Annotated in this window: 21 protein-coding genes and 1 tRNA gene; 13 read left to right on the plus strand and 9 right to left on the minus strand. The window is 43.8% G+C overall.

What is annotated here, in order from left to right; all coding sequences use genetic code 11:
• Nucleotides 1-46 precede the first annotated feature (46 nt).
• From CVU62_08870 to CVU62_08885, 4 genes are all read left to right on the plus strand, one after another.
• Nucleotides 47-586 (plus strand): XRE family transcriptional regulator, encoded by a 540-nt coding sequence (locus CVU62_08870; GenBank protein ID PKN37825.1) that lies wholly within the window; start codon nucleotides 47-49, stop codon nucleotides 584-586.
• 9 nt (nucleotides 587-595) lie between these two features.
• Entirely contained in the window at nucleotides 596-1,735 is a 1,140-nt protein-coding gene (locus CVU62_08875) for an acyl-CoA dehydrogenase (GenBank protein ID PKN37826.1), read from the plus strand.
• Between the two features lie 43 nt (nucleotides 1,736-1,778).
• A complete protein-coding gene (locus CVU62_08880; GenBank protein ID PKN37827.1) occupies nucleotides 1,779-2,921 on the plus strand; it encodes an acyl-CoA dehydrogenase in 1,143 nt (380 codons plus the stop codon).
• A gap of 170 nt (nucleotides 2,922-3,091) precedes the next feature.
• A complete protein-coding gene (locus CVU62_08885; GenBank protein PKN37828.1) occupies nucleotides 3,092-4,957 on the plus strand; it encodes an acyl-CoA dehydrogenase in 1,866 nt (621 codons plus the stop codon).
• 165 nt (nucleotides 4,958-5,122) lie between these two features.
• Here CVU62_08885 and CVU62_08890 read toward each other — a convergent pair whose 3' ends face one another.
• Together CVU62_08890 and CVU62_08895 are read right to left on the minus strand one after the other, a co-directional pair.
• Entirely contained in the window at nucleotides 5,123-6,559 is a 1,437-nt protein-coding gene (locus CVU62_08890) for a hypothetical protein (protein ID PKN37829.1), read from the minus strand.
• A 3-nt stretch (nucleotides 6,560-6,562) separates the two neighbouring features.
• Nucleotides 6,563-8,641, minus strand: a complete 2,079-nt coding sequence (locus CVU62_08895) for a hypothetical protein (protein PKN37830.1) — start codon at nucleotides 8,639-8,641, stop codon at nucleotides 6,563-6,565.
• Between the two features lie 652 nt (nucleotides 8,642-9,293).
• Here CVU62_08895 and CVU62_08900 point away from each other — a divergent pair.
• Both CVU62_08900 and CVU62_08905 read left to right on the plus strand, forming a co-directional pair.
• Nucleotides 9,294-10,319, plus strand: a complete 1,026-nt coding sequence (locus CVU62_08900; protein ID PKN37831.1) for a deoxyhypusine synthase — start codon at nucleotides 9,294-9,296, stop codon at nucleotides 10,317-10,319.
• Nucleotides 10,320-10,659: 340 nt separating this feature from the next.
• Complete coding sequence (locus tag CVU62_08905; protein ID PKN37832.1) at nucleotides 10,660-11,292, plus strand: hypothetical protein; 633 nt, start codon at nucleotides 10,660-10,662, stop codon at nucleotides 11,290-11,292.
• A 120-nt stretch (nucleotides 11,293-11,412) separates the two neighbouring features.
• On the opposite strand, the gene CVU62_08910 is transcribed toward CVU62_08905, so the two are convergent.
• The gene (locus CVU62_08910) at nucleotides 11,413-13,197 is read right to left on the minus strand and encodes a hypothetical protein (GenBank protein ID PKN37833.1); all 1,785 of its coding nucleotides are present in this window, start codon (nucleotides 13,195-13,197) and stop codon (nucleotides 11,413-11,415) included.
• Nucleotides 13,198-13,444: 247 nt separating this feature from the next.
• Nucleotides 13,445-13,520 (minus strand) — tRNA-Ala (locus tag CVU62_08915).
• A gap of 250 nt (nucleotides 13,521-13,770) precedes the next feature.
• Here CVU62_08915 and CVU62_08920 point away from each other — a divergent pair.
• The 3 genes from CVU62_08920 to CVU62_08930 are packed head-to-tail and all read left to right on the plus strand — an operon-like array spanning nucleotide 13,771 to nucleotide 16,614.
• On the plus strand, nucleotides 13,771-14,853 hold the full coding sequence (locus CVU62_08920; protein ID PKN37834.1) for a type IV pili twitching motility protein PilT: 1,083 nt from the start codon (nucleotides 13,771-13,773) through the stop codon (nucleotides 14,851-14,853).
• A gap of 19 nt (nucleotides 14,854-14,872) precedes the next feature.
• Nucleotides 14,873-16,054 (plus strand): twitching motility protein, encoded by a 1,182-nt coding sequence (locus tag CVU62_08925; GenBank protein ID PKN37835.1) that lies wholly within the window; start codon nucleotides 14,873-14,875, stop codon nucleotides 16,052-16,054.
• A 50-nt stretch (nucleotides 16,055-16,104) separates the two neighbouring features.
• Complete coding sequence (locus CVU62_08930; protein ID PKN37836.1) at nucleotides 16,105-16,614, plus strand: hypothetical protein; 510 nt, start codon at nucleotides 16,105-16,107, stop codon at nucleotides 16,612-16,614.
• 2 nt (nucleotides 16,615-16,616) lie between these two features.
• Here CVU62_08930 and CVU62_08935 read toward each other — a convergent pair whose 3' ends face one another.
• Together CVU62_08935 and CVU62_08940 are read right to left on the minus strand one after the other, a co-directional pair.
• Nucleotides 16,617-17,573, minus strand: coding sequence for a hypothetical protein (locus CVU62_08935; protein ID PKN37837.1), 957 nt, complete (start codon nucleotides 17,571-17,573; stop codon nucleotides 16,617-16,619).
• A gap of 194 nt (nucleotides 17,574-17,767) precedes the next feature.
• On the minus strand, nucleotides 17,768-17,974 hold the full coding sequence (locus tag CVU62_08940; protein PKN37838.1) for a hypothetical protein: 207 nt from the start codon (nucleotides 17,972-17,974) through the stop codon (nucleotides 17,768-17,770).
• 347 nt (nucleotides 17,975-18,321) lie between these two features.
• Here CVU62_08940 and CVU62_08945 point away from each other — a divergent pair, with 347 nt between their 5' ends.
• Complete coding sequence (locus tag CVU62_08945) at nucleotides 18,322-19,368, plus strand: AI-2E family transporter (protein ID PKN37839.1); 1,047 nt, start codon at nucleotides 18,322-18,324, stop codon at nucleotides 19,366-19,368.
• Between the two features lie 24 nt (nucleotides 19,369-19,392).
• On the opposite strand, the gene CVU62_08950 is transcribed toward CVU62_08945, so the two are convergent.
• Entirely contained in the window at nucleotides 19,393-19,971 is a 579-nt protein-coding gene (locus tag CVU62_08950; GenBank protein PKN37840.1) for a 3-methyladenine DNA glycosylase, read from the minus strand.
• A 236-nt stretch (nucleotides 19,972-20,207) separates the two neighbouring features.
• On the opposite strand from CVU62_08950, the gene CVU62_08955 reads away from it, so the two are divergent.
• Genes CVU62_08955 through CVU62_08965 form a run of 3 tightly spaced genes read left to right on the plus strand, consistent with a single transcriptional unit; the run spans nucleotide 20,208 to nucleotide 21,452 of the window.
• On the plus strand, nucleotides 20,208-20,666 hold the full coding sequence (locus CVU62_08955) for a hypothetical protein (protein ID PKN37841.1): 459 nt from the start codon (nucleotides 20,208-20,210) through the stop codon (nucleotides 20,664-20,666).
• Nucleotides 20,663-20,920: a hypothetical protein gene (locus CVU62_08960; GenBank protein ID PKN37842.1), complete on the plus strand. Its 258-nt coding sequence runs from the start codon at nucleotides 20,663-20,665 to the stop codon at nucleotides 20,918-20,920. Before CVU62_08955 ends, CVU62_08960 begins: the two co-directional genes overlap by 4 nt.
• A gap of 28 nt (nucleotides 20,921-20,948) precedes the next feature.
• Entirely contained in the window at nucleotides 20,949-21,452 is a 504-nt protein-coding gene (locus CVU62_08965; GenBank protein ID PKN37843.1) for an O-acetyl-ADP-ribose deacetylase, read from the plus strand.
• Between the two features lie 58 nt (nucleotides 21,453-21,510).
• Here CVU62_08965 and CVU62_08970 read toward each other — a convergent pair whose 3' ends face one another.
• Nucleotides 21,511-22,557, minus strand: a complete 1,047-nt coding sequence (locus tag CVU62_08970; protein PKN37844.1) for a hypothetical protein — start codon at nucleotides 22,555-22,557, stop codon at nucleotides 21,511-21,513.
• 121 nt (nucleotides 22,558-22,678) lie between these two features.
• The coding region (locus CVU62_08975; protein ID PKN37845.1) for a hypothetical protein at nucleotides 22,679-23,649 on the minus strand (971 nt) is incomplete at its 5' end.

Consider the following 23,649-nt stretch of genomic DNA (forward strand, 5'->3'; position numbering starts at 1 on the left):
CTTTATTTTAGTTAACTGTACTCTTAAAAGATACGAAGGGAGATTTATGATAAGAATACCAGAAGAATCCTTTGGTGCGAGACTTCGCAGATTGAGAGAAGCAAAAGGTCTTCGCATAGAAGTTCTTGCGCACGATACCGGTTATCCGGCAGAGTTGCTCAAAGGGATAGAGGAAGGAACAACAGCCCCGCCTGTTGCGGTAGTTCTCCAGTTGAGCCGCGTCCTCAAAATCGACATGGATCAACTTCAGGAAAATAAAGAAGCCTTCAAACGAAGAAAAACAAGCCACAAGAAGAGAGTCGCATCTTATGCTTATGCATCTCTTACCGCGTCCGGAGAGGAAAAACATTTAAGAGCTTATCTTGTAACTATTAATCCGGAAACGGAACACAAAGGTGTTGAATACCACCATGAGGGAGAAGAATTTATTTACGTCCTTCAAGGGAATCTCACTATTCAAGTAGGTCAGAATACTTCAACCTTGAAGAAAGGGGAATGCATAAACTTTGATTCCTCCCTTTCCCATAAGCTCAGCAATCCAACCAATGAAAAGGCAGAGCTTCTGGTTGTCATATATGTGCCATAAGGAGGCGACATGTCTTTTCAACTAACTGAAGAACAAAAAATGGTCCGACTTATGGCTAAAGATTTCGCCAGGAAGGAATTAGAGCCCGAAGCTGCCAGAAGGGATAAAGAAGAAATATTCCCTACGGAAGTGGTAAAGAAAATGGGACAGTTAGGTTTGCTGGGAATGATGGTACCAGTTGAGTATGGCGGAGTTGGCGCCAGCACGGTAAGTTATAGTTTGGCACTTCAGGAAATAGCCTATTCGTGCGCATCAACTGCGGTGACTATGTCCGTGGCCAATCTTTCTACAGAACCGTTACTAAAGTTCGGAAATGAAAATCAGAAGACTAAATATCTTGTCGGGCTTGCGCAGGGAAAGTTGCTGGGATGTTTCGCTCTTACGGAGCCGGGTGCCGGATCAGATCCAGGAAGCCTCTCTATAAGGGCCGAGGATAAAGGCGACTATTATCTGATTAACGGAACGAAGATCTTTATTACCCACGGACAGTATGCTGATGTAGTGAATCTCATTACCAGGACAGGCCAGGAAAAAGGCAGCAAAGGTCTCACGGCTTTCATCGTCGAAAAAGGCACACCCGGATTCTCCATAGGCACACGGGAAGATAAGATGGGATTGAGGGCTTCCAATACAGTGGAACTTCTCTTTGATGATTGCAGAGTTCCAAAAGAAAACCTGATAGGAAAAGAAGGCATAGGATTCAAGATAGCCATGACCGCCCTCGACAGCGGCCGCATCGGCATAGCGTCGCAAGCCATTGGCATAACCCGCGCATGCCTGGACGAAAGCATAAGATATGCCAAGGAACGTAGACAGTTCGGCAAGACTATCAGCTCGTTTCAGGCCATTCAATGGATGATCGCTGATATGGCCACGGGACTCGAAGCAGCTAATTTACTGACCCTGTCTGCCGCCTGGAGAAAAGATCATAAAATGCCCTTCACCAAAGAGGCGTCGATGGCCAAGCTTTTCGCTTCGGAACTCGCCAACAAAAGCGCTTATCTGGCCCTGCAGATACACGGCGGATACGGTTATTTAAAGGACTTTAAAGTTGAGAGGCTCTATCGTGATGCCAGAGCCACTTCCATATATGAGGGAACTTCTGAAATACAAAGGCTGGTCATCGCCAGGGACCTTCTGAAAGATTGAGATTACGTCTGTAAGACTAAATATTTTATAAAAGGAGATTGGTATGGATTTTGAGTTATCTAACGAAATGAAAATGCTTGCCGACATGGCATATAAGTTTGCCCTACAGGAAGTGGAACCTGTGGCAAAGATGGCAGACGAGGAAGAAAAGTACACCGCTGAGATCCGCAAGAAAGCCGGGGTCAATGGTTTGATCGGTTGCTGGATACCTGAGGAATTCGGAGGAAGCGGTGCCGGATTTCTAGGTAATACCATTATAACCGAACAACTTTCCCGGGTATGCATGGGTATAGGTCTGAATATAGTTGCTGCTACATTCGGATGTGAAAATATTTACTATTATGGAACAAAAGAGCAAAAAGAGAAATATCTTCCTTCGGTTTGCTCGGGAGACGCGGTATTTGCGGGAGCCTATACGGAACCGAATGCAGGTACGGATGTGGCAGGCTACAAGACAAGGGCTGTCCAGGATGGTAATGACTATGTAATCACCGGCAATAAAATGTTCATCACCAACGGCACAGTGTGTGACTGGATGGTGGTACAGGCCATTACCGATCCGGATCAGAAAGTTCACAAAAGCTTCAGTCAGTTTATCGTACCTGCCGATGCACCGGGAATCACGAAAACCAAAATAAGAGGAAAGCTGGGAATCAGAGCCAGCGACACGGCAGAGATAGCACTGGATGAAGTGAGGATTCCCAAAGAGAATCTTATTGGTAAGAGAGGATCCGGATTCCACCAACTTATGCACTTTTTTGACACCACACGTGTGATGGTAGCGGCTCAGGGTTTGGGACTTTCCCAGGCGTGTCTGGACGAGTCAATTAAATATTGTAAAGAGAGAACTGCTTTTGGAAAGCCACTTGGTGCTTTCCAGATTACCATGCAAAAACTTGCCGAGATGTGGATCAAAATAGAGGCCCTGCGCAATATAACGTACAAAGCAGCCTGGCTGCTTGATTCCAGTCAGCCGGATTATCACCTCTCCGCAATGGCCAAATACATGGCCGGACAGACAGCGGTTTTCTGCGCCAATCTTGCCGTGGAACTTCACGGTGGCTATGGATATATCGAAGAATACAAAGTACAGAAATATTATCGTGATGCCAAGATCCTCGAACTTTATGAGGGAACAAAGGAAGCCGAGGTAATGACACTCGCGAAAGTCCTTTTATCGCGTTAATAATATACCACACAGAATCAATCCTGACTTCGTAAAAAGAATTAGACCGCAAAAGGAGAAGGCGAAAACGGAAAGAAGCAAAATAGTAAATTTTTAATTTAATTTGAGGTACAAGTTCTCGGAGCAGGTCATTAACTTACCAGAACAATAGACCATAAAGGAGAAATGAGATGACTAGCAAGATTGTGGATGTGAAGGACCAGCATTTTATCATGTATGATATGCTCGGAGTGGACAAACTTTGCGAGCATGATCAATTCAAGGATTTTTCCAAGGACATGTTCGACATGATCCTCAACGAAGCCGAGAAAATGGGCACGGATGTTATATTCCCGACCATGTCCGAAGGCGACAAGGAAGGCTGTACGCTTAAGGATGGAAAGGTCTCGGTTCCCAAGTGTTTTCATCAGGCAATGCAGAAGTTCAAAGAGGGAGGCTGGATCGGTATGATGTTCCCGCCCGAGGAAGGCGGCCAGGGGCTGCCTAACAGCGTGGCCGTTGGTGCCAGTGACTGGTTTTATCACAACTTCGCATTTGCTGCATACCCTTTTGCCGCCGCGGGGGCTGCGCATCTTATCTTGACCTATGGCAACGAAATCCAGAAGAGGAAGTACATGGACAAGATGGTGCAGGGTATCTGGGGCGGCACCATGGCGCTCACCGAGCCCAACGCCGGCACAGATTTGGGCAACATGACGACCAAAGCCATTCGCCAGCCTGACGGGACCTTCAAACTTCAGGGGACTAAGATCTTCATCACCGCAGCCGACAATGATCTGTTCGAAAATATCATCCACCCTGTGCTTGCCAGGATAGAGGGTGATCCGGCCGGTACCAAAGGAATTTCCATCTTCCTCATGCCCAAGTATCTCGTCAACGAAGACGGCACACTGGGCAGGCGCAATGACTATGAGATATCCGCTATAGAACACAAGATGGGTATCCGCGGTTCCGCCACCTGCATGATCTCCCTGGGTGACAACAACAATTGCTACGCAGAACTTTTGGGTAACGAGCGTGAAGGCATGAAGGTCATGTTCCAGATGATGAACGAAGCCCGGCTCATGGTCGGTCTGCAGGGGCTCTGCAGCGGCTCCATCGCCTATCTGCATGCCCTCCAGTACACCAAAGACCGGATCCAGGGATCGTCCCTCATGGAATTCAAAAATCCTAATGCCCCCCGTGTCCCCATCATTCAGCACCCGGACGTCCGCAGGATGCTCCTGTCTATGAAATCCGCTATCGACTCCATGCGCGGTCTTATCTATTTCACTGCCTACTGTTTCGACATGGAGAAAGTGGCCAAGGACGAGTCGGAGAAGGACAAATGGATCGGCATTGCCGAAGTACTCACCCCCATCGTTAAGGCCTACTGCTCCGATGTGGGCTTTAAGGTCACAGAAACAGCGATGCAGTGCTACGGTGGTTACGGCTTTTGCTGCGAGTACCCGGTGGAGCAATTCCTGAGAGATGTGAAAATCGCGTCTATCTACGAAGGTGCCAATGGCGTTCAAGCATTGGACCTCATTGGACGCAAACTAGGCATGAAGAAGGGCGCTTACTTTATGTCTTTACTCACTGAAATGGGCAACACAATAAATAGATACAAAAACCTCAATGGCAACACAGATATGGTGGCGGACGTGCAAAATTCCGTAAACAAACTCACCGAAATGGGTATGTATCTTGCCTCCTGCGCCAAACAGGGTAAGTTTCTCATCCCCGTTAACAACGCTTATCCCTTCCTCATGATGATGGGTAAGGTCGTGTCCGGTTGGCTGCTGCTCTGGCAAGCCGGCGTGGCTCAAGAGAAGCTCGATACCCTGGCCAAGGAAAAAGGCATCGATATAAACGACAAACAGGCCTTAGCGCAACTCTGCAAGGATAATAAGGACGCCGCGTTCTATTCAGGGAAAATATACTCTGCCAGGTTTTTTGCCAAGAACGTACTGCCGGAGGTGAACGCGATTGCGGATGCCATCAAGACTGAAGACATGTCCATACTCGATATACCGGAAGAAAGCTTTGCCTCTTAAAAAAAGAGGTGTTATTATAAAAATAATGTGGGGCCCTTCCGGGCCCCATTTGTTATCTGTTAGTTTTATAAACTTCACGCTCCAGTGGATTTGTAAGTATTAGCAATAACGGCACAAAACCAAATTAGACGCTCTCTATCAAGTGAAGTCTTAGGTTAAGACACATTATTTTATATTGGCTGCTTCATCGGGGGTTTTCATAATTATTTCTACCGAACTTTTCACCGGGCTCGGCTTACCGGCAAAACGATCATATTTCAGTACAAGCTGTTTGGCGGTCTCAATGGAAGCAAGCTTACGCATGATGGGATCGGCGCCGGCCACCATTCGCTCCTTTATTGTATCCGTACCTTCCCTTTTGATCTGAGCTGCTCCGGCCTGCAATTGCCGCGATCCATCTTCGAGTTTTTTGGCACCATCGATCATTTGCAGGGAGCCGTCATGAAGCTTGGTTATACCATCAGTAGTAACCTTTATGCCCGGGAATTCCTTGACCGGCGGAGTATCCTTGCCTTGTTCCTTCAAGAAAGTCAGTATCTCTGGTGAAAACGGGCCGCCCTGGGTGGCCAGCGTAAGGAGTTCTCTCTGAATATCCAGATAATGCTTGGCCTTTATTGCTTCACCGGACACAAATGGAATTTTTGTCAGGGGCGTTATCTTGGTGCACATGCCCTCATTGATCTTAATGGCGCCATTAATAATTTCCATCTGCGCATTAGAAGCCAGAATGAGCTGGCCAGTACCGTCATTTACCTGTTTTAAAGCAGCAAGCATTTGTCGTTGTCCGTCATTCAGTTGATTCGCTCCGTTTTCCAGCTTGACTAAATTGGTGCCAACCTTATCTACGCCGTCATAAATCTGATTGAGCTTGGACTCAACATCCATCTCCGGCAGGGGCGGAAATTTAGGAATGACGGAAAATAGGATAGATGGAATTTTAGCGTTTTTAATATCAGCTCTGAGTTTGACGGTTGCTTCAGGATAAGGAAAACAGATCCAGTTCATTTTCATGGTGCGCCCGACTACAGCAAAAGCGCCTTCCGGAGCCACTACGTTATTGAACTGTTCAATATCCAGATCAGTGCTAACCATGACGATGAAAGGAACCGGAATTTCGTCCCTGGCAATCTTGGTGTTCCCGGTGCCAACTTCCCTGTATGTAAATTCCTTAAGAGTGCTGGTTTTGTTCTTTAAGCCGATAATGATCTCCAATTTACCGCTTTTAACGTTTATTACATTACGTTTTACAGCTTTACCGTTTAATCGATATTGGATGTTGATTTTCACAGGTAGATTCTTGGTGGTGGTGCCGCCGTAGAATATGTCTTTCGCCGGCACGGTAAATGTAAGTTTTCCATCTGCTGTCAGTTGAGGAATATCCGTTCCCCGTAAGTTCTTGACGTCTTTGAGAATTGTGACGTCTTGGGATAAGCCTTTATTGTCCGTTCGTAACCAGGTGACCACCTCGGTTTTTTTTACGTTACCCTGGTCATCTAGATTTACATATACTGTCTCGTTGCGGGATATTGTACGGGCTAATACATTCGAAACAAAACTAAGAAAAACAAGAAGGATTATTAAGACTGTTATACTTTTTTTCACGATTTACTCCTTTATAACCTTTCTCCAGCCTAAACTGGTGGCACAGATAAGCTTATCGCAGACTATAATTACACCTGGAAGCAGGATGAGAACGACAGCCACGGATATAAGAGCACCGCGACCGATCAAAAGCGCCAGGGACTTAAACATTTCGATATCGCTGATAAAAACCATACCAATGGTGGAACAAAAAAGACACAAACCAGAGCCAAAAATGGCGGGTGCCGTTCCCAAAAGACTCTTTTGCATGGCTTCATTGGGCAACAATATGTGTCTTTCCTCTCTGTAGCGCGCAATCAGGAAGATAGCGTAATTAACGCATGATCCAAGCTGGATCGATGACAGGGATGCCAGGGTAATGTAGGGTATAAAGTTGCCGTTGACATAGGTAATCGTCAAATTCAGAAAAATCGCCAGCTGGATTCCGGCCATCAGAATGAAGGGAATGGATACTGAAGTAAGCGTAACCGCAATGATAAAGCCAACCAGGATCAAACCCATAATATCAACCCTGACCAAGTCGGTAACGGACATGTCCGTCATGTCTTTGCATGTAGCCATCACACCGGAGACATAGGCACCGGTAATTTGCTGTTGTTTAATAATATCCCGTATGTTTTGGATTAGATCATTGCCTTCTTTTGATCCGGACAAGACATTGACTCTGACTATCGCCCGGGAATATTCACCATGCGTAAAGCGTTCACGGGCCTGTTGAGGTATAAATGATTCCGGAATCGCCGGATCAGCCAGACTCTCCAGGGCAATGGCCTGAATTACTCCGGGAAGTTTGTTTATGCGGTCAATGGCTTGCTTTTGCATCCAGCGCGGAGTTTGGCGGGGGAAAAGGATGTCAATTATTTCCATAGATCCCATAGCCTGCGAAATTTTAGGTACGGCCTGCATGGATTTGAGATCCTGTGGTGTAATGTCCTGAAGATTATAGGATAGTTTTGTGTGATATCGAGCGTAACTCGCGGGGATAAAAAGAATAAGAAAGCAGACAAGCAACAACACGGGACGTTTCAGCAGATGTTTGACCACAGGTGTGAAGCGCTCCTTGGCGATCTGTACATCACGCATTTTAATGTAGCGTTCGAAGGTCAGAATCAAGGCAGGCAGGATTGTAACGGTCGCCAGCAGACCAAGAAATACTCCCTTGGCCATCACCAGGCCTATATCCAGACCAATCTTCATCTGCATGAAGGTCAGGGCCAGAAAACCCGCCATGGTGGCCATGGCGCAGGGAATGATGGCCATGGCCGTCTTCTCGATGGCCGTGGCCATGGCTGCAGGCTTGTCCATGCGCAGGCATTCTTCACGAAAACGATGCATCAGGAAGATGGAGAAATCGATAGTCACACCCAACTGGACTACCGGTGCAAAAGAATAAGTAGACACCGATATGGAACCAAGGAAAAAATTGGTGCCTTGATTATACAAAATGGCCAATCCCATGGAGGAAAGGAACAGAAGGGATACAACGAACGATCCCGTCGCCATCCAGATCACGATCAGCGTAAGGATCGTGGCTATCGCCATGCACTTGGGCACCTGTTCATTAACAAGAATTTTATCCTCATAGACAAAGACCGGCATGCCGGTAAAGAAGTGCTCATTGTCCACACCTTTCAGGTAGGATTTGATTCTTATGACGGTGTCCTGGGCAGCAGTGGTTTTGGCCGAGTCGATAAACGACAGGTGCAGCAAGGCATAATCACCCTTCTTATACAAGCCCATTACTTCCGGCGGAATGAAGACGTCCGGCACTGAAGGGTCAACCAAATCACTCAACCACGTGACATTTTCGACGCCCTGAATAGCCGCCAGGTCGTTCTTCATCTTTAAAATTTGCGAGGTCTGTTTGGTTTTGATCAGGATATAGGCCTTGTTAGCCGCCTTGAACTCCTGCCCCATTATATTCTGACCTTTAACGGACTCGACGTGTCGGGGCATGTACGAAAGAATGTCATAGTTGACCGGGGTAAAAATCGCTCCCACGGCAGAAAGAATAGCTAAAACTGCCGCAATCGCGAGGACCATGCGTGGATTTGCTATTACCAGAGCGGCAATTTTTTTCATACGATTTCCTTTCCCTTATCCAAGGGAATCAGGCAGGCCTGAAAGGCTTGATGAATCATCTTTCCGGCCTGAATCCGTCAGAGTTCACTATCGTATTTATTTCTGAACGAGTTACTTGATGACGTTGACGAAGTCTAATTGGGGCAGTTAAAATGTAGCCTGAAATTTGGCAGGATATTACGGACGCTCTTGCCGGATAGTCAGGCGTTTAAAATCATCGTCTGATTTTTTGTCATCTATGCATGTGACTAATTTTTCCGCAGTATGACACCAATTGTTTCTGGCTAACGGATTTGAATGTCGCCGTGTCATATAAGCCGGTTTTTATATGTTCAATGCTAAGTAACTTGTTCGTGATTTTGCCTTTATATTTATGTTCAAAATAAGAGTCAAGGGTTATTTTTGCAGCACGCAACCCGTACAAAGGAGATACTTTACAGGATAAAATCCGTCTGAATTAAATACCGCATTGCCGTCATTAGCGCTTATTTTATTAGCTCTGATTATTAGATTGTTAGACTTATTTTGATCATTTCCTTCACAAATGGGGAATGATGAAATGAATGTTAACTTCTATGGGTTGACTTTTAGCAGTCTATGATTTAAAAATACGCGCATACGAATTAATTAAATTTAAGGGAGTCGAGATTTAATGAAAAAGAAAGATTTACTGAGTAAAAAAGTCGAACACATTGACATTAAAAAAATCAACGCGGTGGATATTATCAACGCGATGAAAAAAATGTCCTTTTCCGCCCGCGATCTGGCAAACGCCGCTGATATTTACGATCGGATGCTCAGAGAAAAAAATTGCGCTGTTATCCTGACGCTGGCCGGTTCCACATCCGCGGCAGGCTGTATGCAGGTTTATGTTGATCTGGTGAAAAACAACATGATTGACGCCATAGTGGCCACCGGTGCTTCCATTGTCGACATGGATTTCTTTGAAGCTCTGGGATTCAAACACTACCAGGGCACTCCTTTTATTGACGACAAATTATTGCGCAAACTTTATATAGACCGGATTTACGATACGTTCATCAGTGAAAATGATTTACAGGCTTGTGACCGAGCCATCAAGAAAATAGCGGACGCGCTTGACCCTCGTCCTTACTCCTCGCGGGAATTCATCGCCGAAATGGGCAGATATTTGGTTAAGAACGCTAAAAAGCAAAATTCTCTTGTTCAGACGGCTTATGAAAACGACGTTCCTATTTTCTGCCCCGCGTTTTCCGACAGTTCCGCCGGCTTCGGTCTGGTGCTGCACCAGAATGACCGTCCCGACAATCATATCTCCATTGATTCAGTCAAGGATTTCCGGGAACTGACCGATATTAAAATCAAAGCCGGGACTAGCGGTTTACTGATGATTGGAGGCGGTGTTCCGAAAAATTTTGCTCAGGATACGGTTGTTTGCGCGGAAATATTGGGACATGAAGTACCGATGCACAAATTCGCCGTTCAAATCACGGTGGCGGATGTGCGCGACGGAGCCTGCTCCAGCTCTACGCTCAAAGAAGCCAATTCCTGGGGCAAGGTGGATTCTTCCTGCGAACAGATGGTTTACGCTGAAGCAACAACAGTCCTGCCGCTTTTGGCCAGTTACGCCTATCATAAAGGAGGCTGGAAGAAGCGCAAAAAGTGGCAGTTGTCCAAAATCTTCAATGCGAAAAAATAAAACTATTGAGATGAGGGGGATCGAATAAATTATATAAGGAGTCTTAATAATTACATTTATTCAAAGTGTAATTTTCTGTATACCCCATAATATACCACTCATGAAAAAAAGCGGATGTTTTCACACCCGCTTTTTTATTATAAAAACATTTCTCCGCATTACTATGGATAATACTTTTATTAAACTTAATTATTACTAATTGCAGCTTAGACGCAGCCATCGATGCATACGCTATATTAACTCTGTGAATGTTTTCTTGACATCAAAAATCGATATTTCTATACTTCCTTACACAGAAAACAATTTCTTATAAAAAAAATTCAGCAAGTGGAGGTGCAAAATGACGGCAGATGCGCAGCAGGCACTGGAAGTGTTGAGAAGTACCAATTTCTTTTCATGGTATCTTATTCCGTTTCTCGCCTTGGTCCTCTATGTCTACGCTGCTGAGGTGGAAAGGAAGAAGTGGTCTATCATCCTGACCGGCCTTGCAGTCTGGGGATTTGACTGGCTATGGGAAACGTTCAACGCACTCTGGTTCCACTCATCCGGATACTCAGCGGTGTGGGTTACCCCGAGCAACAGCGCCTATGTTATACTTGTCGGGTTGAATATCGAAATCAGCATGATGTTTGCAATCGCCGGAGTAATCTTTGCCAAGTTCCTCCCCGAGAACAGAACAATGAAAATCATCGGTGTCAACAACCGCTGGTTTCTGGCGGGCTTCTTTGCGGCATTTTGTGTTTTTGTGGAGATAATTCTTAACCGGTGGGGCATGCTGGTGTGGAACTATCACTGGTGGAATTGGCCGAACTTCTGGCTGACCTGGCTGTGCGCTTACCTGCCCATGTTCCTTTTCGCGGCCTGGATCCACGATATGGTCTCTATGAAGAGGAAGATATTCATAGTCTCAGGACTGTATATATTGGACCTACTTTTGATAATTATCTTTATGGGCATTCTTGGATGGATTTAGTCCTGAAGACAGCTCCGCACAAGACGATAATAAATAGGTTTTTCACACGCGCCCGGGTTAGTTGATTCTGTGCGTCACACCTATAAAGTTTCCGTATCACGTAGGATTAGTTTCTCCATCCTATGTAAACTGATATCCTTTACCCTTAAATAATCTAAGACAGGCATCTACGACAGCAGCATCATAAATAATTCTCTTGTTTTTATCTATCTCTTCAAGGGCTGCCTCAATACCCAAAGCCGGACGATAGGGACGGTGCGAAGCCATAGCTTCCACCACATCAGCCACAGCCATAATGCGGGCCTCCATGATAATTTCATACCCTTTCAGATTTCTTGGATAGCCGGATCCGTCCATCCGTTCATGGTGTTGGTAAACAATTTGTGCCAGCGGCCATGGGGATTCAACATTCTTCAGCATCTCGTATCCACTACGGGAGTGTTCTTTGATCATAGAAAATTCGATATTTGTCAGCTTGGTGGGCTTGGATAAAATCTCCGCGGGTATGGATAATTTCCCGATGTCATGTATGGAACCTGCCATATGGATTCCATCAATTTTCTCCTGAGCTAATCCCATCTCCATGGCAATGGCCATGGCCAAGTCCGCTGACCTTAACTGGTGACCAGCCGTATAGGGATCTTTCATCTCTACAGCGGATACCATAACCTGGATGGTCGCGCCAACGGCATTCTTAAGGCTGTAAATGATCTGCTGAAGTTTTGCCTCAGCCAGTTTGCGTTCGGTGATGTCTCTGGCGATTGCCAGGATCGCTACAGGTATTCCATTAGACATGACGGCGGATCCGTGTGTCTCCACGTATATATAAGTGCCGCCTTTGCACCGCAACCTGAACTCCAGCAGGTTCATTTGAATACCGGTTTCCCGAATCTCCCGTATTACTTTGACTGCAAGCAGCAACTGATCCTCGCTCAAGAGCGAGGTAAAATTGAGAGAATGGATTTCTTCACTTGTATAGCCAAGCCGATTTAAAGCGGCGGCGTTGGCATCGATGAAGCAGCCTTCAAAATCAAGGCTGTAAACAAAATCGAGCGAACGGTCGAAAAGAGCCTTGTATCTCTCCTCGCTTTCCCGCAGCGACTCAAGCGCGGCCTTCTTTTGAGATTCGATCTCCTTGCGCTTGCTGATGTCACGAATATTACATTGTACCAACTTCGTCTTGTCTACGAGATATACATCCGTATCGATATACCGCCCAGACTTGGTTTTTATCGAAACATCCGTGTAGTTAATAATACCATTCTTGTTCAAATTTTGCATTATCATTTGGAAATCATCCATATTGATCATAATACCGATGTCCGAAAGTTTATTTCCGATGCTATCCTTTGTGGAATAGCCCAACATCTTCTCGGCAGCCGGATTAGTATGGGTTATCTTTCCTTCGCGTTTCTCGAGGAGCAGGATCCCATCGCTCGCCGTCTTAAAGACGCCTTTATAAAGCTCTTCGGAATCCGTTAATATGTTTTCCAATCGTTTACGCTCGGTGATGTCTTCGATGGCCAGGAGGATGATCCGTTCTTTTCCCGATGCTCGTTCAATTTGCCGGGCATTCAAAAGCATGATGCGCCTGCCGATGGTCGTAAACTCGTGTTCCACCTCATAGTTGTCAAAGGTTGCTTTTTGGGGCAGGATGGTTTCCAGCAGTTCCCTCAGCATGGGGATATCCCACTGTTTATTGCCCAGATCATAAATAAGCTGTCCCACGGTCTCTTCAGGGTTTACCTTGAAGAATTCATAGAAAGAGCGGCTGGCGGTAACCACCCTTAAATCATGATCCAGAATGATTAATGGTTCACGTACAGTATTGATGATGCTCTCGGCGTACTCGTGAGAAGATAAATCTTTAATCAGGGACTGCTTTATTTTGGATTGATCATTCATCGGGTTGCCCCTGTGTTTTGCGGTAATCTATGAGGTTGAAAACAATGACTACCATGATCACTTGATGATTTTTAATCATGGCCATATGAATTTATCTATTTGATAATATGCGCTTTTTTTTATATCATGTCAAGTGGAATAGCCGCTATGAATTGCTTCAAATAAAAAGGCGGATTCTTTCACACCCGCCCTCGATAAACTGATTTTGAATTGTTTGGACTTTCTTGGATTGTGTCGGATTAGGTTTTGGTGGAGATGAGGGGGATCGAACCCCTGGCCTCGACATTGCGAACGTCGCGCTCTCCCAGCTGAGCTACATCCCCAACCTTAAGAATTACCGCTAGAAAAACGTGAGGGAGCATATATTATTGCTTGTCTTAGTGTCAAGAAATTGTTAATATAATTCTTGGGTAAACAAAATTATTAAGGTTTTTCAATATTAAGGGATAATGTTATATTATAAAAGGCTGCAAAAATATGTGTGATTATAACATTAACAATTGATTATTTTATTTAATTCTTTTCCGAAAAAAATGATAGAAGATAGTTAATTCCTACTGAGGAGAGTAATACATGGCGAAAATTGATGCTTTTTTTCAGCTTATGCATGACCAGGGTGCATCGGATCTTCATCTTGTCTCCGGCCAGCAACCCGCCCTTAGAATCCGTGGCGATATTGAGCGAATTAAATATGATGTCCTCACTAATGATATGTTGAGAGTGCTTCTCTACGAAATCACACCGGAACATAAAATTAAACATTTTGAAGAAACCGGTGACGTTGACTTTGCTTATGAAGTTCCTGGCCTCGCGCGTTATCGTGTCAATTACTTCCGGCAAAAAAACGGCATAGGTGCAGTATTTCGTGAAATACCCGATAAAATTTCAACTTGCACACAGCTTGGACTTCCTGAAGTGATATCAAAATTAGCTTCTCTCCCGCGGGGCCTTGTGTTGGTCACCGGCCCGACAGGTTCCGGTAAGTCCACAACACTGGCGGCTATTATTGATGAAGCTAACCGCCTGCGTAAAGATCATATTATTACGATTGAAGATCCTATTGAATTTGTTCATAAAAGCCAAAATTGTATCGTGAATCAACGGGAAGTCGGACTCCATACTAAATCTTTCACCGCCGCACTACGCGGAGCATTACGTGAAGACCCGGACATTATTCTGGTGGGTGAAATGCGCGATCTCGAGACCATCTCGCTCGCTGTAGAAGCCGCATCCACCGGACATCTGGTTTTTTCCACGGTACATACAACCAGTGCCGCAAAAACAGTTGATCGAGTAATAGAGGTTTTCCCCGCAGCCGAACAGCTGCAAATTCGTTCCACGTTGGCCGATGGTTTACGCGCTGTTGTTTCACAGGTTCTATTTAAAAGAGCTGATATCAAAAGCCGCTGTGTTGCTCTGGAGATTTGTATTGCCACCCCTGCGGTACGTAACTTGATCCGCGAATCCAAAACCTATCAAATTCCTTCCATGATGCAAACGGGCAAAAAGTATGGAATGCAACTTTTAGACGATGCGATTATGGATCTTTTAAGCCGCGGTTGGATCAGTGCTGATGAGGCTTACATCAAAGCAAACGATAAAGCCCGATTCCGTCCGCTTTTGAAATATCCACCAACAGATTTTACTGAAGCATAAATCATTGTGAGGATAGTTTATGAGAAAACCGGAGATAGACCATATACTGACAAAAATGCTGGAATCCAATGTGGATGTTTCCGATATCAATCTAACCGTGGGTAAACCTTTTCAAGTAGAGGTATCCGGCCAATTAGCCCCTGTTGATTTAAGACCGCATTTCGAAAAACTTACACCGTTTCAAACAGAAATTTTTGCTTTAAACCTGATTAACCAGGACCATCGGCTGATGGAAGCACTAATTAAAGAAGGCTCCTGCGATCTGTCTTATGAGTTGCCCGGAGTTGCCCGTTTTCGTGTAAATATATTTTCACAACTTGGTCAATATTCCATAGTTTTGAGAAAACTGGAATCACAAATTCCTTCATGCGCCGAACTGGAATTACCCGAAGCTTATTACAAAATTGCCAACGAAAGAAACGGTATTGTTTTGGTAACAGGCGCAACGGGTACCGGTAAAACTACATCTCTTGCCGCCGTCATTAATGAAATCAACGAAAATAGAGCCGTTCATATCATCACGCTGGAAGATCCGGTGGAATACACACACTCTCAAAAGAAAGCAACCATTAACCAGCGCGAATTAGGTAAGGATTTTGATTCTTTCGCTAACGGCTTGCGCGCAGCTCTGCGTCAGGCACCCAAAGTAATCCTCGTCGGTGAAATGCGCGATCGCGAATCAGTGGAAATAGCCTTGAATGCTGCAGAAACAGGCCATCTTGTTCTGAGCACTTTACACACCGTTGATGCCGGTCAAACAATCAATCGTATCCTGGGAATGTTTACGACAGACGAAGAGAACCAGGTACGTGTACGTCTGGCAGATTCTATCCGCTGGATCGTTTGCCAGCGTTTGTTACCCAAAGTCGGAGGCGGCCGTATTGCCATCTTTGAAGCAATGAGTACCAGTCTGCGAGTAAAAGACATTATCCTGCATGGCGAATCGGATGGGAAAACGTATATAGATATTATTGAACAAGGTAGACCTTTCGGCATGATCTCTTTTGAAAATTGTCTTGTAGATCTTTTTGAAAAAGGCTTGATTACTGAAAGTACGGCTATCTCATATGCCACAAACAGGGCTAATGTACATCGTGGAATAGACGCGATAAAAAATGCCCGCGGTGAAAAAACAACCAGTATTGGAACACTTGAAGTTGACAACTCATATGGTAAAACTAAAATGGACCAATGGAAATAATTTTAAAATTATTTCCATGGCCCACACAAAATGTTGATTAGGGAATTAACATGATTGAAGAAAAATTGACACCGGCATCAGAAGAGGAAATGGATTATTCCGGACGGCCTTTTGGTTACCAGGATATGGGAAATCAAACTGCCTTGGTTTGCGAAAACGATCCTGTCATCAGGGAAAAGATCACCGACGCATTGAAATCAATTGACTTTAACGTCATTGAATCGTTAAAAGTTAAAGAAGCTTTAAAAAGCTTAAACTTTCATACTTTTAATCTTATTGTAGTTAATGAAAATTTTGATGCCGGCCCTGATGGAGTTAATTACATTCTTAAATATTTAGAAAGTTTATCTATGGCTATTCGCCGGAAAATTTTTGTTGTTTTAGTTAGCGCAAATTTTGCCACTATGGACTACATGTATACATATAATAAAAGCGTCAACTTAATTATCAACAAAGAAGACATTGGCCAAATAGGTATGATTATTAAAAAAGAAACAGATGAAAATGAATATTTTTACCACGTATTTAAGAAATTTTACCACAAATACGTAGAAATTTAACCCTATCTGATTTTGCTTATTTCACGAAGAATTTTATCAGCCTGATCGACAAGCCCCATTCCTTTATAAGCTGCGGCCAAACTTAAATAGTAAGGCTGCGCAGCGTCATGGGCTATGGCCGAGTTAAAAGCCTCAACTGCTTCTAAAAAGTGGTTTGCCTTCATGAGCACATGGCCTAAACGATTATAGTAAGCTCCAGCTCTTGTATTATCGTACCGCACTGCCATTTTATAAGACTTCAAGGCTTGCGGTATTTGCCCCAAACCAACAAGACTATCTCCTAATGAACAATAATATAGTGGGTTAGCCGGATTTACGGAAACACATTTGTTTAATAATCTTTTAGCTTCCCGATGATTTTCCGACTGCTGAAATAAAACAGCAATTTTAAAATAATAACGGTCCGGCTGATCAGAGTCAATTTTACTTGCCTGTATATAGGCCTTTTCACTTTCCTGAATCAACCCGGCAGCAAATAAAGCTTCGCCCCAATAGCAATAAAAAACGGGGTTATCGTCTTCGATAGTAATTAGTTTTTCATAAATTTCACAAGCCTTTTTAGCCTTGCCTGATTGGAGATAGGCATTGCCTAATTCAGCCAAAAGTCCGACATCTTCCGGTTGTGCAGTCACCGCCCTTTCGCAAATTTCCACCAATTTGTGAAAATTTTTATCCTGCTTATAGATGCGTACGAGTTCATCAAAAGCAAAACCTGTAAAAACCTTTCTCTGCAGTTCTCGCTCCAATAGTATATTCAAATATTTCACGGCTTGCGCCGTGTCACCGCTGTCATAATATGCCCATGATAACATCAATAAGGCAGATTCTTCTTCAGGATATGCTTTGTGAATTTTTTCACCAAGGATAATCGCTTCGCGATATTTTCCTTGCCGGAACAGATTTCCGAGTGAATCAATTTTTTTTGTTTTTTTGTTTGTTTCCATCATGATATTAATCACGGGTATTAACCCCAAAGCAAGCTTTGGAAACAGATTTCACAGCAAGCTACGTGGGTATTAAACCCTCCGCTTTGTCCCGATGCATCGGGATTCAACTTACCAATTCCGCTACACCTATAGTGACCTTTAGGTTATTCGCTTTCGGAATTGGAGTTTCAACAAAAAAAGGGAGAGAAAATCCTCTCCCTGAACTTCTAGCAACTGCAAGATGAGCCGCAGCCGCTTCCTTCAGCGGGCGATAGGCTGGAATTTATTTTAAATCCATCCCCCTGCGGCGTACTTATAAAATCAACATTGATTGGCTTTGCCTGATTAAAAATATCTTTCTCAATGACAAATTTTGTTCCTTTTTCTTCAAATACTTCATCGCCATTATTAGGCTCGTCCAGAGCCATGCCCAAAGCGGGACCGGATCAACCTATGGACATTGTAATCCTTACTGCAAGATCCGTCTTTTTCTCTTTGATGAAATTTTTAACTACTTCCAACGCCTTTTCCGAAACTGTAAACATTATATATCCTCCTTTATCTATGGACATTTTCCTATCCACCTTTTGCTTAACATAGCCATACTTGCTAATATGTCAATTAAATTCTGGAAATTTGTTTATTTTATCATGGCCTGATGCTCAGATTTATAAATTGACTTACAAGTTGCTGTAGCTTATTATTAGTAAAATATTTCGTAACATATTGTTTTTGAATATTTTATTACAATTATCATCGTATTTTTTAAAGAGAATACAATATGAAAGATAAACAGCAGACAAATTTTCAAAACATTATTTTTCTCATATTGCTGGCTTTTATTACTGGTTTATTAGCTTACATTTTGAAACCTTTTTTCTTCGCTGTTTTCTGGGCAGTCCTTATCGCCAGTGTATTTGCTCCATTATACAAATTTATTAATAAAAAGATTGTAAACCCCAATATTTGCGCCGGCATAACGATGATGGGTATTATTCTTTGTTTAATTCTGCCTGTTGGATTACTCATCGACCTGCTGATTATGGAAATAATTGATATCTATCAATCCTTTAATTCCTATAGCAGCAATTGGATAGGCACTTTTTCCGAAGCACTGAAAGCTTTGAGCAAAAAGCCGATATTTGCCAGTTTGAACTTGGATCAGACTTTTCTGATTAATAAATCACAGGAAGCTTTTAAAGTTCTTACCAGTTACGTTTTTAGCCACATATCAGAGTTCACGCAAAACACAATTCTTGTTGTTGTCCAGTTCGCGGTTATGCTTTACAGTCTGTTTTTCTTTCTGCGCGATGGAAAACGGCTGGTGAAAACCATTACCGAAAACATTCCCGTAGATAATAAACATCTGGAACATTTTATTAATCAATTTTTGACAACAGCCAAAGCGTCTTTAAAATTCACTTTTATCATAGGCGGTATTCAGGGTTTTTTAGGAGGAATGATTTTTTATATAACCGGAATTGAAAGGGCGCTGGTCTGGGGTGTTCTTATGTTCGCTCTTTCCATTGTTCCTGCTATCGGTTGCGCATTAATCTGGGCGCCAGCGGGCATTATTATGTTATTGCTGGGAAATATCTGGCAAGGCGTCACCATCCTTATCTTTGGATCGCTGGTTATCAGCAGTGTGGATAATTTGCTAAGACCGGTTCTTCTGGGCCGTGACACTCAGATGCACTCTCTTTTAATATTTCTTTCTACACTCGGCGGAATAGCTGCTATGGGATTTTCCGGTTTTATCCTGGGACCGGTTATCGCTTCTCTTTTTCTCGCCGGTTGGAAATTATTTCCGGAAATTTATCAGAAATAAGATTTCAAATAACACTCATGGTTTTTATTTTTCTTCAGTTTTAATCAGAAATCGCCAGAGAGCCTCTCTGTCTGTCTTCTTTGAATAATCTATCCCTATGCGCGGAGTAGTGATGATTGATTTAGTAGAAATTATTTTGTAATCCTCCACCCACAATTCTTCACCACGCGTTAGATCCCAACCGTTCAAAGCTTTGTCTATTGAAAAAGCCTGGCAAAGCTTGGCGGGACCATTGGTTAAGTCTGCGCCTTTTCTCTTCCTACGGTCTTCCATTTCTTCTATTCCGGCAAGCGGCACAACAGCGCGGATAAGCACAGCGCACGGACTGCCTTCATCTTCAGTCACCAGATTGAGCATGTAGTGCATGCCGTAAGTAAAATAAATGTAAGCATGACCGGGTTCACCGAACATCATCGCATTGCGCAGCGTCTTGCCGCGATGAGCATGACAGGCGCTGTCTTCCCTGCCGCAGTAAGCTTCGGTCTCCACAACCATGCCGGAAAGCCGCAGGTCGCCAATTTGACGCACCAATTTTTTCCCTAAAAGCGCGCGGGCAACTTTAAGCGTATCATACCGATAAAATTTTCTGTCCAATATGTTCATAATCAATATTAAGTATACAAAATATATAACATATTCCAGCCTTCGGTAGGCAATCCAGTAATAGATCCTTTGTAATATTTTTAATGGAAGTAATTTGTTGCAAAAAATCTGTCAAGGTATTATTTATTATCTATAGTGATTTAGATAAGTTCGGGAAAATAAGAACGTCGTTGACTGTATAGAAAATAACTTTGCAATTCCTGCTTTTTGATGAAGGCTAACAGGAGGAAAATGCTATGAATGTAAACGTCAATGTTAAGCGTACATTCAAAGTTAACGGCAAGGAATACAACTCCATCGAAGAAATGCCCCCTGATATCCGGAACGCTTTTGAAAAGGCGATGGCTTCACAGGCGGGCGCAGACCGCCATGTAAACCTTTCAATGACGCAGACTAAAATTATCTTCAACGGCACAGAATATCAGAGCATTGACGCAATGCCTCAGGACGTCCGCCAACTATACAAAAAAGTGTTAAAGGCGGCCGAAACAGGGTCTGCGCCGGCTAACATTATTACAGCAGGTGACATAAGCGGTATAACGACAGGCCATAACAACTACGGAACCACCAGCATAGGCAATATGGAAAATTCGTCAAAGATCGAACCAACGGCTATATCTGCGCGAACTTTGGTTATGGGCATTGCGCTAATTGCATTTATTATTTTTCTTTACTTAGCATTTCAGGGCAAATGATAGAAGACTGGATTGAAAGATATTTCTCTGAGGAACAGATTCCGGAAGTTCTGGATATATTATCCGAGTACGGCACGGAATCATGGCACAGGGAAGAAGAACGAGTAAATCGTGATGTAATTATTATTTCCAGGGGATCAATGGAAAAGCTGAAAGCCACGGTAACACTGGCCAGGAACGATTATCGCGATGTACTCATTGGTGAAGAAATCGACCCGTGGGTTATCAGCGAACTCAACAAATACAAAACTTAAGAAATAATAAAGCAACTGGAGAACATCAATGGTCAGATTACGGGCAATTCAGGCAAATATTGTTACCCTTTCTGTTGATGCAATTGTCAATGCGGCAAACTCATCGCTTCTTGGCGGAGGCGGAGTTGACGGCGCAATCCATCGCGCCGCAGGGCCCAAACTGCTTGAAGAATGTCGCCTGCTTGGCGGATGCAAAACCGGCGAGGCAAAACTGACAAAGGGCTATGAATTGCCGGCGCGATTTGTCATTCATACTGTGGGACCGGTTTGGAGAGGCGGTAAAAACGGCGAGCCGGAGTTGCTTGCGTCCTGTTACCGGAATTCTTTAGCCATCGCTAACAAACAAGGATTTAAAACGATTGCTTTCCCCAGCATCAGCACCGGCGTTTATGGATATCCCTTTGAACTGGCAGCTCGAGTTGCCGTGGATACAGCATCTGAAGTGATTCAAAAATCGTCGAAATTAGAAGAGGTCATTTTCTGCTGCTTTTCACCAAGCGATCTAGAAGTTTACGAATCCCTCCTGCCATAGAAGCCCACCAATTATCTAAATTATTAATAACAAGGTAAGAAAGAAAATGTGTTTATTATCATTTCTTTTTTTGTTCACTGGTCGATTTAAATAACCTACCAAATATCGGATGCCTCTGAGCAGCCATGTGGACGATGAGACTACCCATTTGTCCGTAGCTGATGCCGGCCGCTTCGGCGGCACATGCCATACTGGCGTCAATGCTGATATCTGCATTGGGATTGACATCCAATACATAAAATACGTTATCCCGTAGTCGGACATCCATACGGGCATAGTCCCGGCATCCTAAAGCATGATACGCTTTTTTGCAGACCGACTCCATATTCTCCTTTTCATCATTGGTCAGAGGAGCAGGCAGGAGAGTTTCTATTTTTGTATAATGTTCGGAGCCGGGAATAAATTTGGCATCGTAGGTGCACAACCTGTCCTGGATATTGCCGAAAAAAGAAAAATCCATTTCCGCGGCGGGTAACACCGTCAGGTTTTCATTGCCCAAGACGGCAACATGAAATTCTCGCCCATCAATGAAATCCTCCACCAAAGCCGGCTGGGAATATTTATCAAGAATGAATGATATGCGATTTTTCAATTCCATAGGATTAAATACTACGGAGTCTTGTGTAATGCCCATGGAACAATGTTCATTTATCGGCTTAACAATTGCCGGGAATATATTCCAGTCGCCCGGTTCTGGTGAATGAAAGACACGCCAGGCCGGCGTGGGAATGCGTTCTTGATCCATGATGGCTTTTACACGGTATTTATCATGCGCCAGGGCCAGCGAATCGGAATCCGCGCCGGTAAAGGTAAATCCAAGAATCTCCAGCCGTTTTACCACCAGCCACTCACTATGTTCTATTCCGGGAAGTCCTTCACACCAGTTAAAAATGATATGGTCGGCGGGATTGAAACAATCAAGATGACTGGCAATATCATCATCCGCAATGGGGACATAAATCAGTGGATACCCTACATCGATCAGCGCCTGACCGAGCTGATTGGTAAGATGGATCACTTCGTCTTTTTCTTCCTTCGTCCAGTCCGGATCAACGCTGTAAAGTAATATAACCGGAATTTTTGCGGCCTGGATATCTGCCATCATTACACTACCTCCACAAATTAAAATATTTCTCTCTGCATGATCATTCTATGAGCGTCGTTTTTTAAAAGTTATTTTATAATATACATGTTTCTTAAAATAGTCCAAGTCAGTTTTATGAAAATCAACGGCATAGTCCTTTACCATTAGCATTTTCTAATAATTTACAGTTTCCCAATTCACATGCCTTTTGTGCATCACGGCAGCCCCGTTCTTTGTTGCCCTGAAGAAAATAAGCAAGCCCCCTGTTGTAGTATGCTTTTATATGATTAGGACTCAGGTCGATAACTTTATTGAAGTCCTCGACGGCCAGCTGATACTGGCCGAGCTCACCATAAGTAATACCCCGGTTATTGTATGCCTGGATATAACTCGCGTCCAGGCTGATGGTCTGATTATAATCATGGATGGCCAGCTGATACTGACCGACCTTGCCGTAAGCAATTCCCCTGTTGTAGTAGCCATCGGTATAATCCGGTGTTATATGCAAAGTATGACTAAAAAGCTCAATACTGTTTTTCCAGTAACTACATTGATGCCAGGTTAAAATTGTCAGGATAGCCAGAACGAATATTCCTGCCGGTAGTAAAACTTTTTTGCGTATATCTTCGCGCTTAAGCAAAAGCGGAATGCCCCAGGCCAGCACGATGCCGATACCAATCAGAGGTAAATAAGTATAGCGGTCGGCCATCGCGTGTTTTCCTTTCCCTACATGAATGATACCGATAACCGGGGCAAGAGTTACTGCATACCATAGCCATCCAACAAGGAGATATGGTGATCGTTTGACCATTGCTACGACGAAAATGCTGATAACAATAATTAGCAAAGTAGCGCCCCATACCTGCCAGACTGCAAGTTGATTTGAAAAAGGATAGAAAAAAATCAGATCATGGGGCCAGAATATTTTCTCCAGATAAGTCACAAAAGAAACAAGCGCGTTGGCAATCCGGGAACTCAAGGAAAAGGGGAAATCTCTTACAAATCCCGATTTATCGGGATATTGAGCATAAAGTGTGATGATGGTGAAAACCGCCGACAAAACAAAGAAAGGGATTTTTTCTTTGAGTTGCCATAATACTATATTCTCTTTTT

The organism is Deltaproteobacteria bacterium HGW-Deltaproteobacteria-2 (genome assembly GCA_002840505.1).
Lineage (GTDB): Bacteria > Desulfobacterota > Syntrophia > Syntrophales > Smithellaceae > Smithella.

Bases quoted from the DNA above. Each gene is read 5' to 3' on its own strand.
- CVU62_08970 (PKN37844.1), bottom strand. From the start codon at position 22,557: ATGATGGCAGATATCCAGGCCGCAAAAATTCCGGTTATATTACTTTAC.
- CVU62_08900 (PKN37831.1), top strand. From the start codon at position 9,294: ATGAAAAAGAAAGATTTACTGAGTAAAAAAGTCGAACACATTGACATT.
- CVU62_08910 (PKN37833.1), bottom strand. From the start codon at position 13,197: ATGAATGATCAATCCAAAATAAAGCAGTCCCTGATTAAAGATTTATCT.
- CVU62_08925 (PKN37835.1), top strand. From the start codon at position 14,873: ATGAGAAAACCGGAGATAGACCATATACTGACAAAAATGCTGGAATCC.
- CVU62_08905 (PKN37832.1), top strand. From the start codon at position 10,660: ATGACGGCAGATGCGCAGCAGGCACTGGAAGTGTTGAGAAGTACCAAT.
- CVU62_08920 (PKN37834.1), top strand. From the start codon at position 13,771: ATGGCGAAAATTGATGCTTTTTTTCAGCTTATGCATGACCAGGGTGCA.
- CVU62_08880 (PKN37827.1), top strand. From the start codon at position 1,779: ATGGATTTTGAGTTATCTAACGAAATGAAAATGCTTGCCGACATGGCA.
- CVU62_08930 (PKN37836.1), top strand. From the start codon at position 16,105: ATGATTGAAGAAAAATTGACACCGGCATCAGAAGAGGAAATGGATTAT.
- CVU62_08955 (PKN37841.1), top strand. From the start codon at position 20,208: ATGAATGTAAACGTCAATGTTAAGCGTACATTCAAAGTTAACGGCAAG.
- CVU62_08960 (PKN37842.1), top strand. From the start codon at position 20,663: ATGATAGAAGACTGGATTGAAAGATATTTCTCTGAGGAACAGATTCCG.
- CVU62_08875 (PKN37826.1), top strand. From the start codon at position 596: ATGTCTTTTCAACTAACTGAAGAACAAAAAATGGTCCGACTTATGGCT.
- CVU62_08950 (PKN37840.1), bottom strand. From the start codon at position 19,971: ATGAACATATTGGACAGAAAATTTTATCGGTATGATACGCTTAAAGTT.
- CVU62_08870 (PKN37825.1), top strand. From the start codon at position 47: ATGATAAGAATACCAGAAGAATCCTTTGGTGCGAGACTTCGCAGATTG.
- CVU62_08895 (PKN37830.1), bottom strand. From the start codon at position 8,641: ATGAAAAAAATTGCCGCTCTGGTAATAGCAAATCCACGCATGGTCCTC.
- CVU62_08945 (PKN37839.1), top strand. From the start codon at position 18,322: ATGAAAGATAAACAGCAGACAAATTTTCAAAACATTATTTTTCTCATA.
- CVU62_08885 (PKN37828.1), top strand. From the start codon at position 3,092: ATGACTAGCAAGATTGTGGATGTGAAGGACCAGCATTTTATCATGTAT.
- CVU62_08965 (PKN37843.1), top strand. From the start codon at position 20,949: ATGGTCAGATTACGGGCAATTCAGGCAAATATTGTTACCCTTTCTGTT.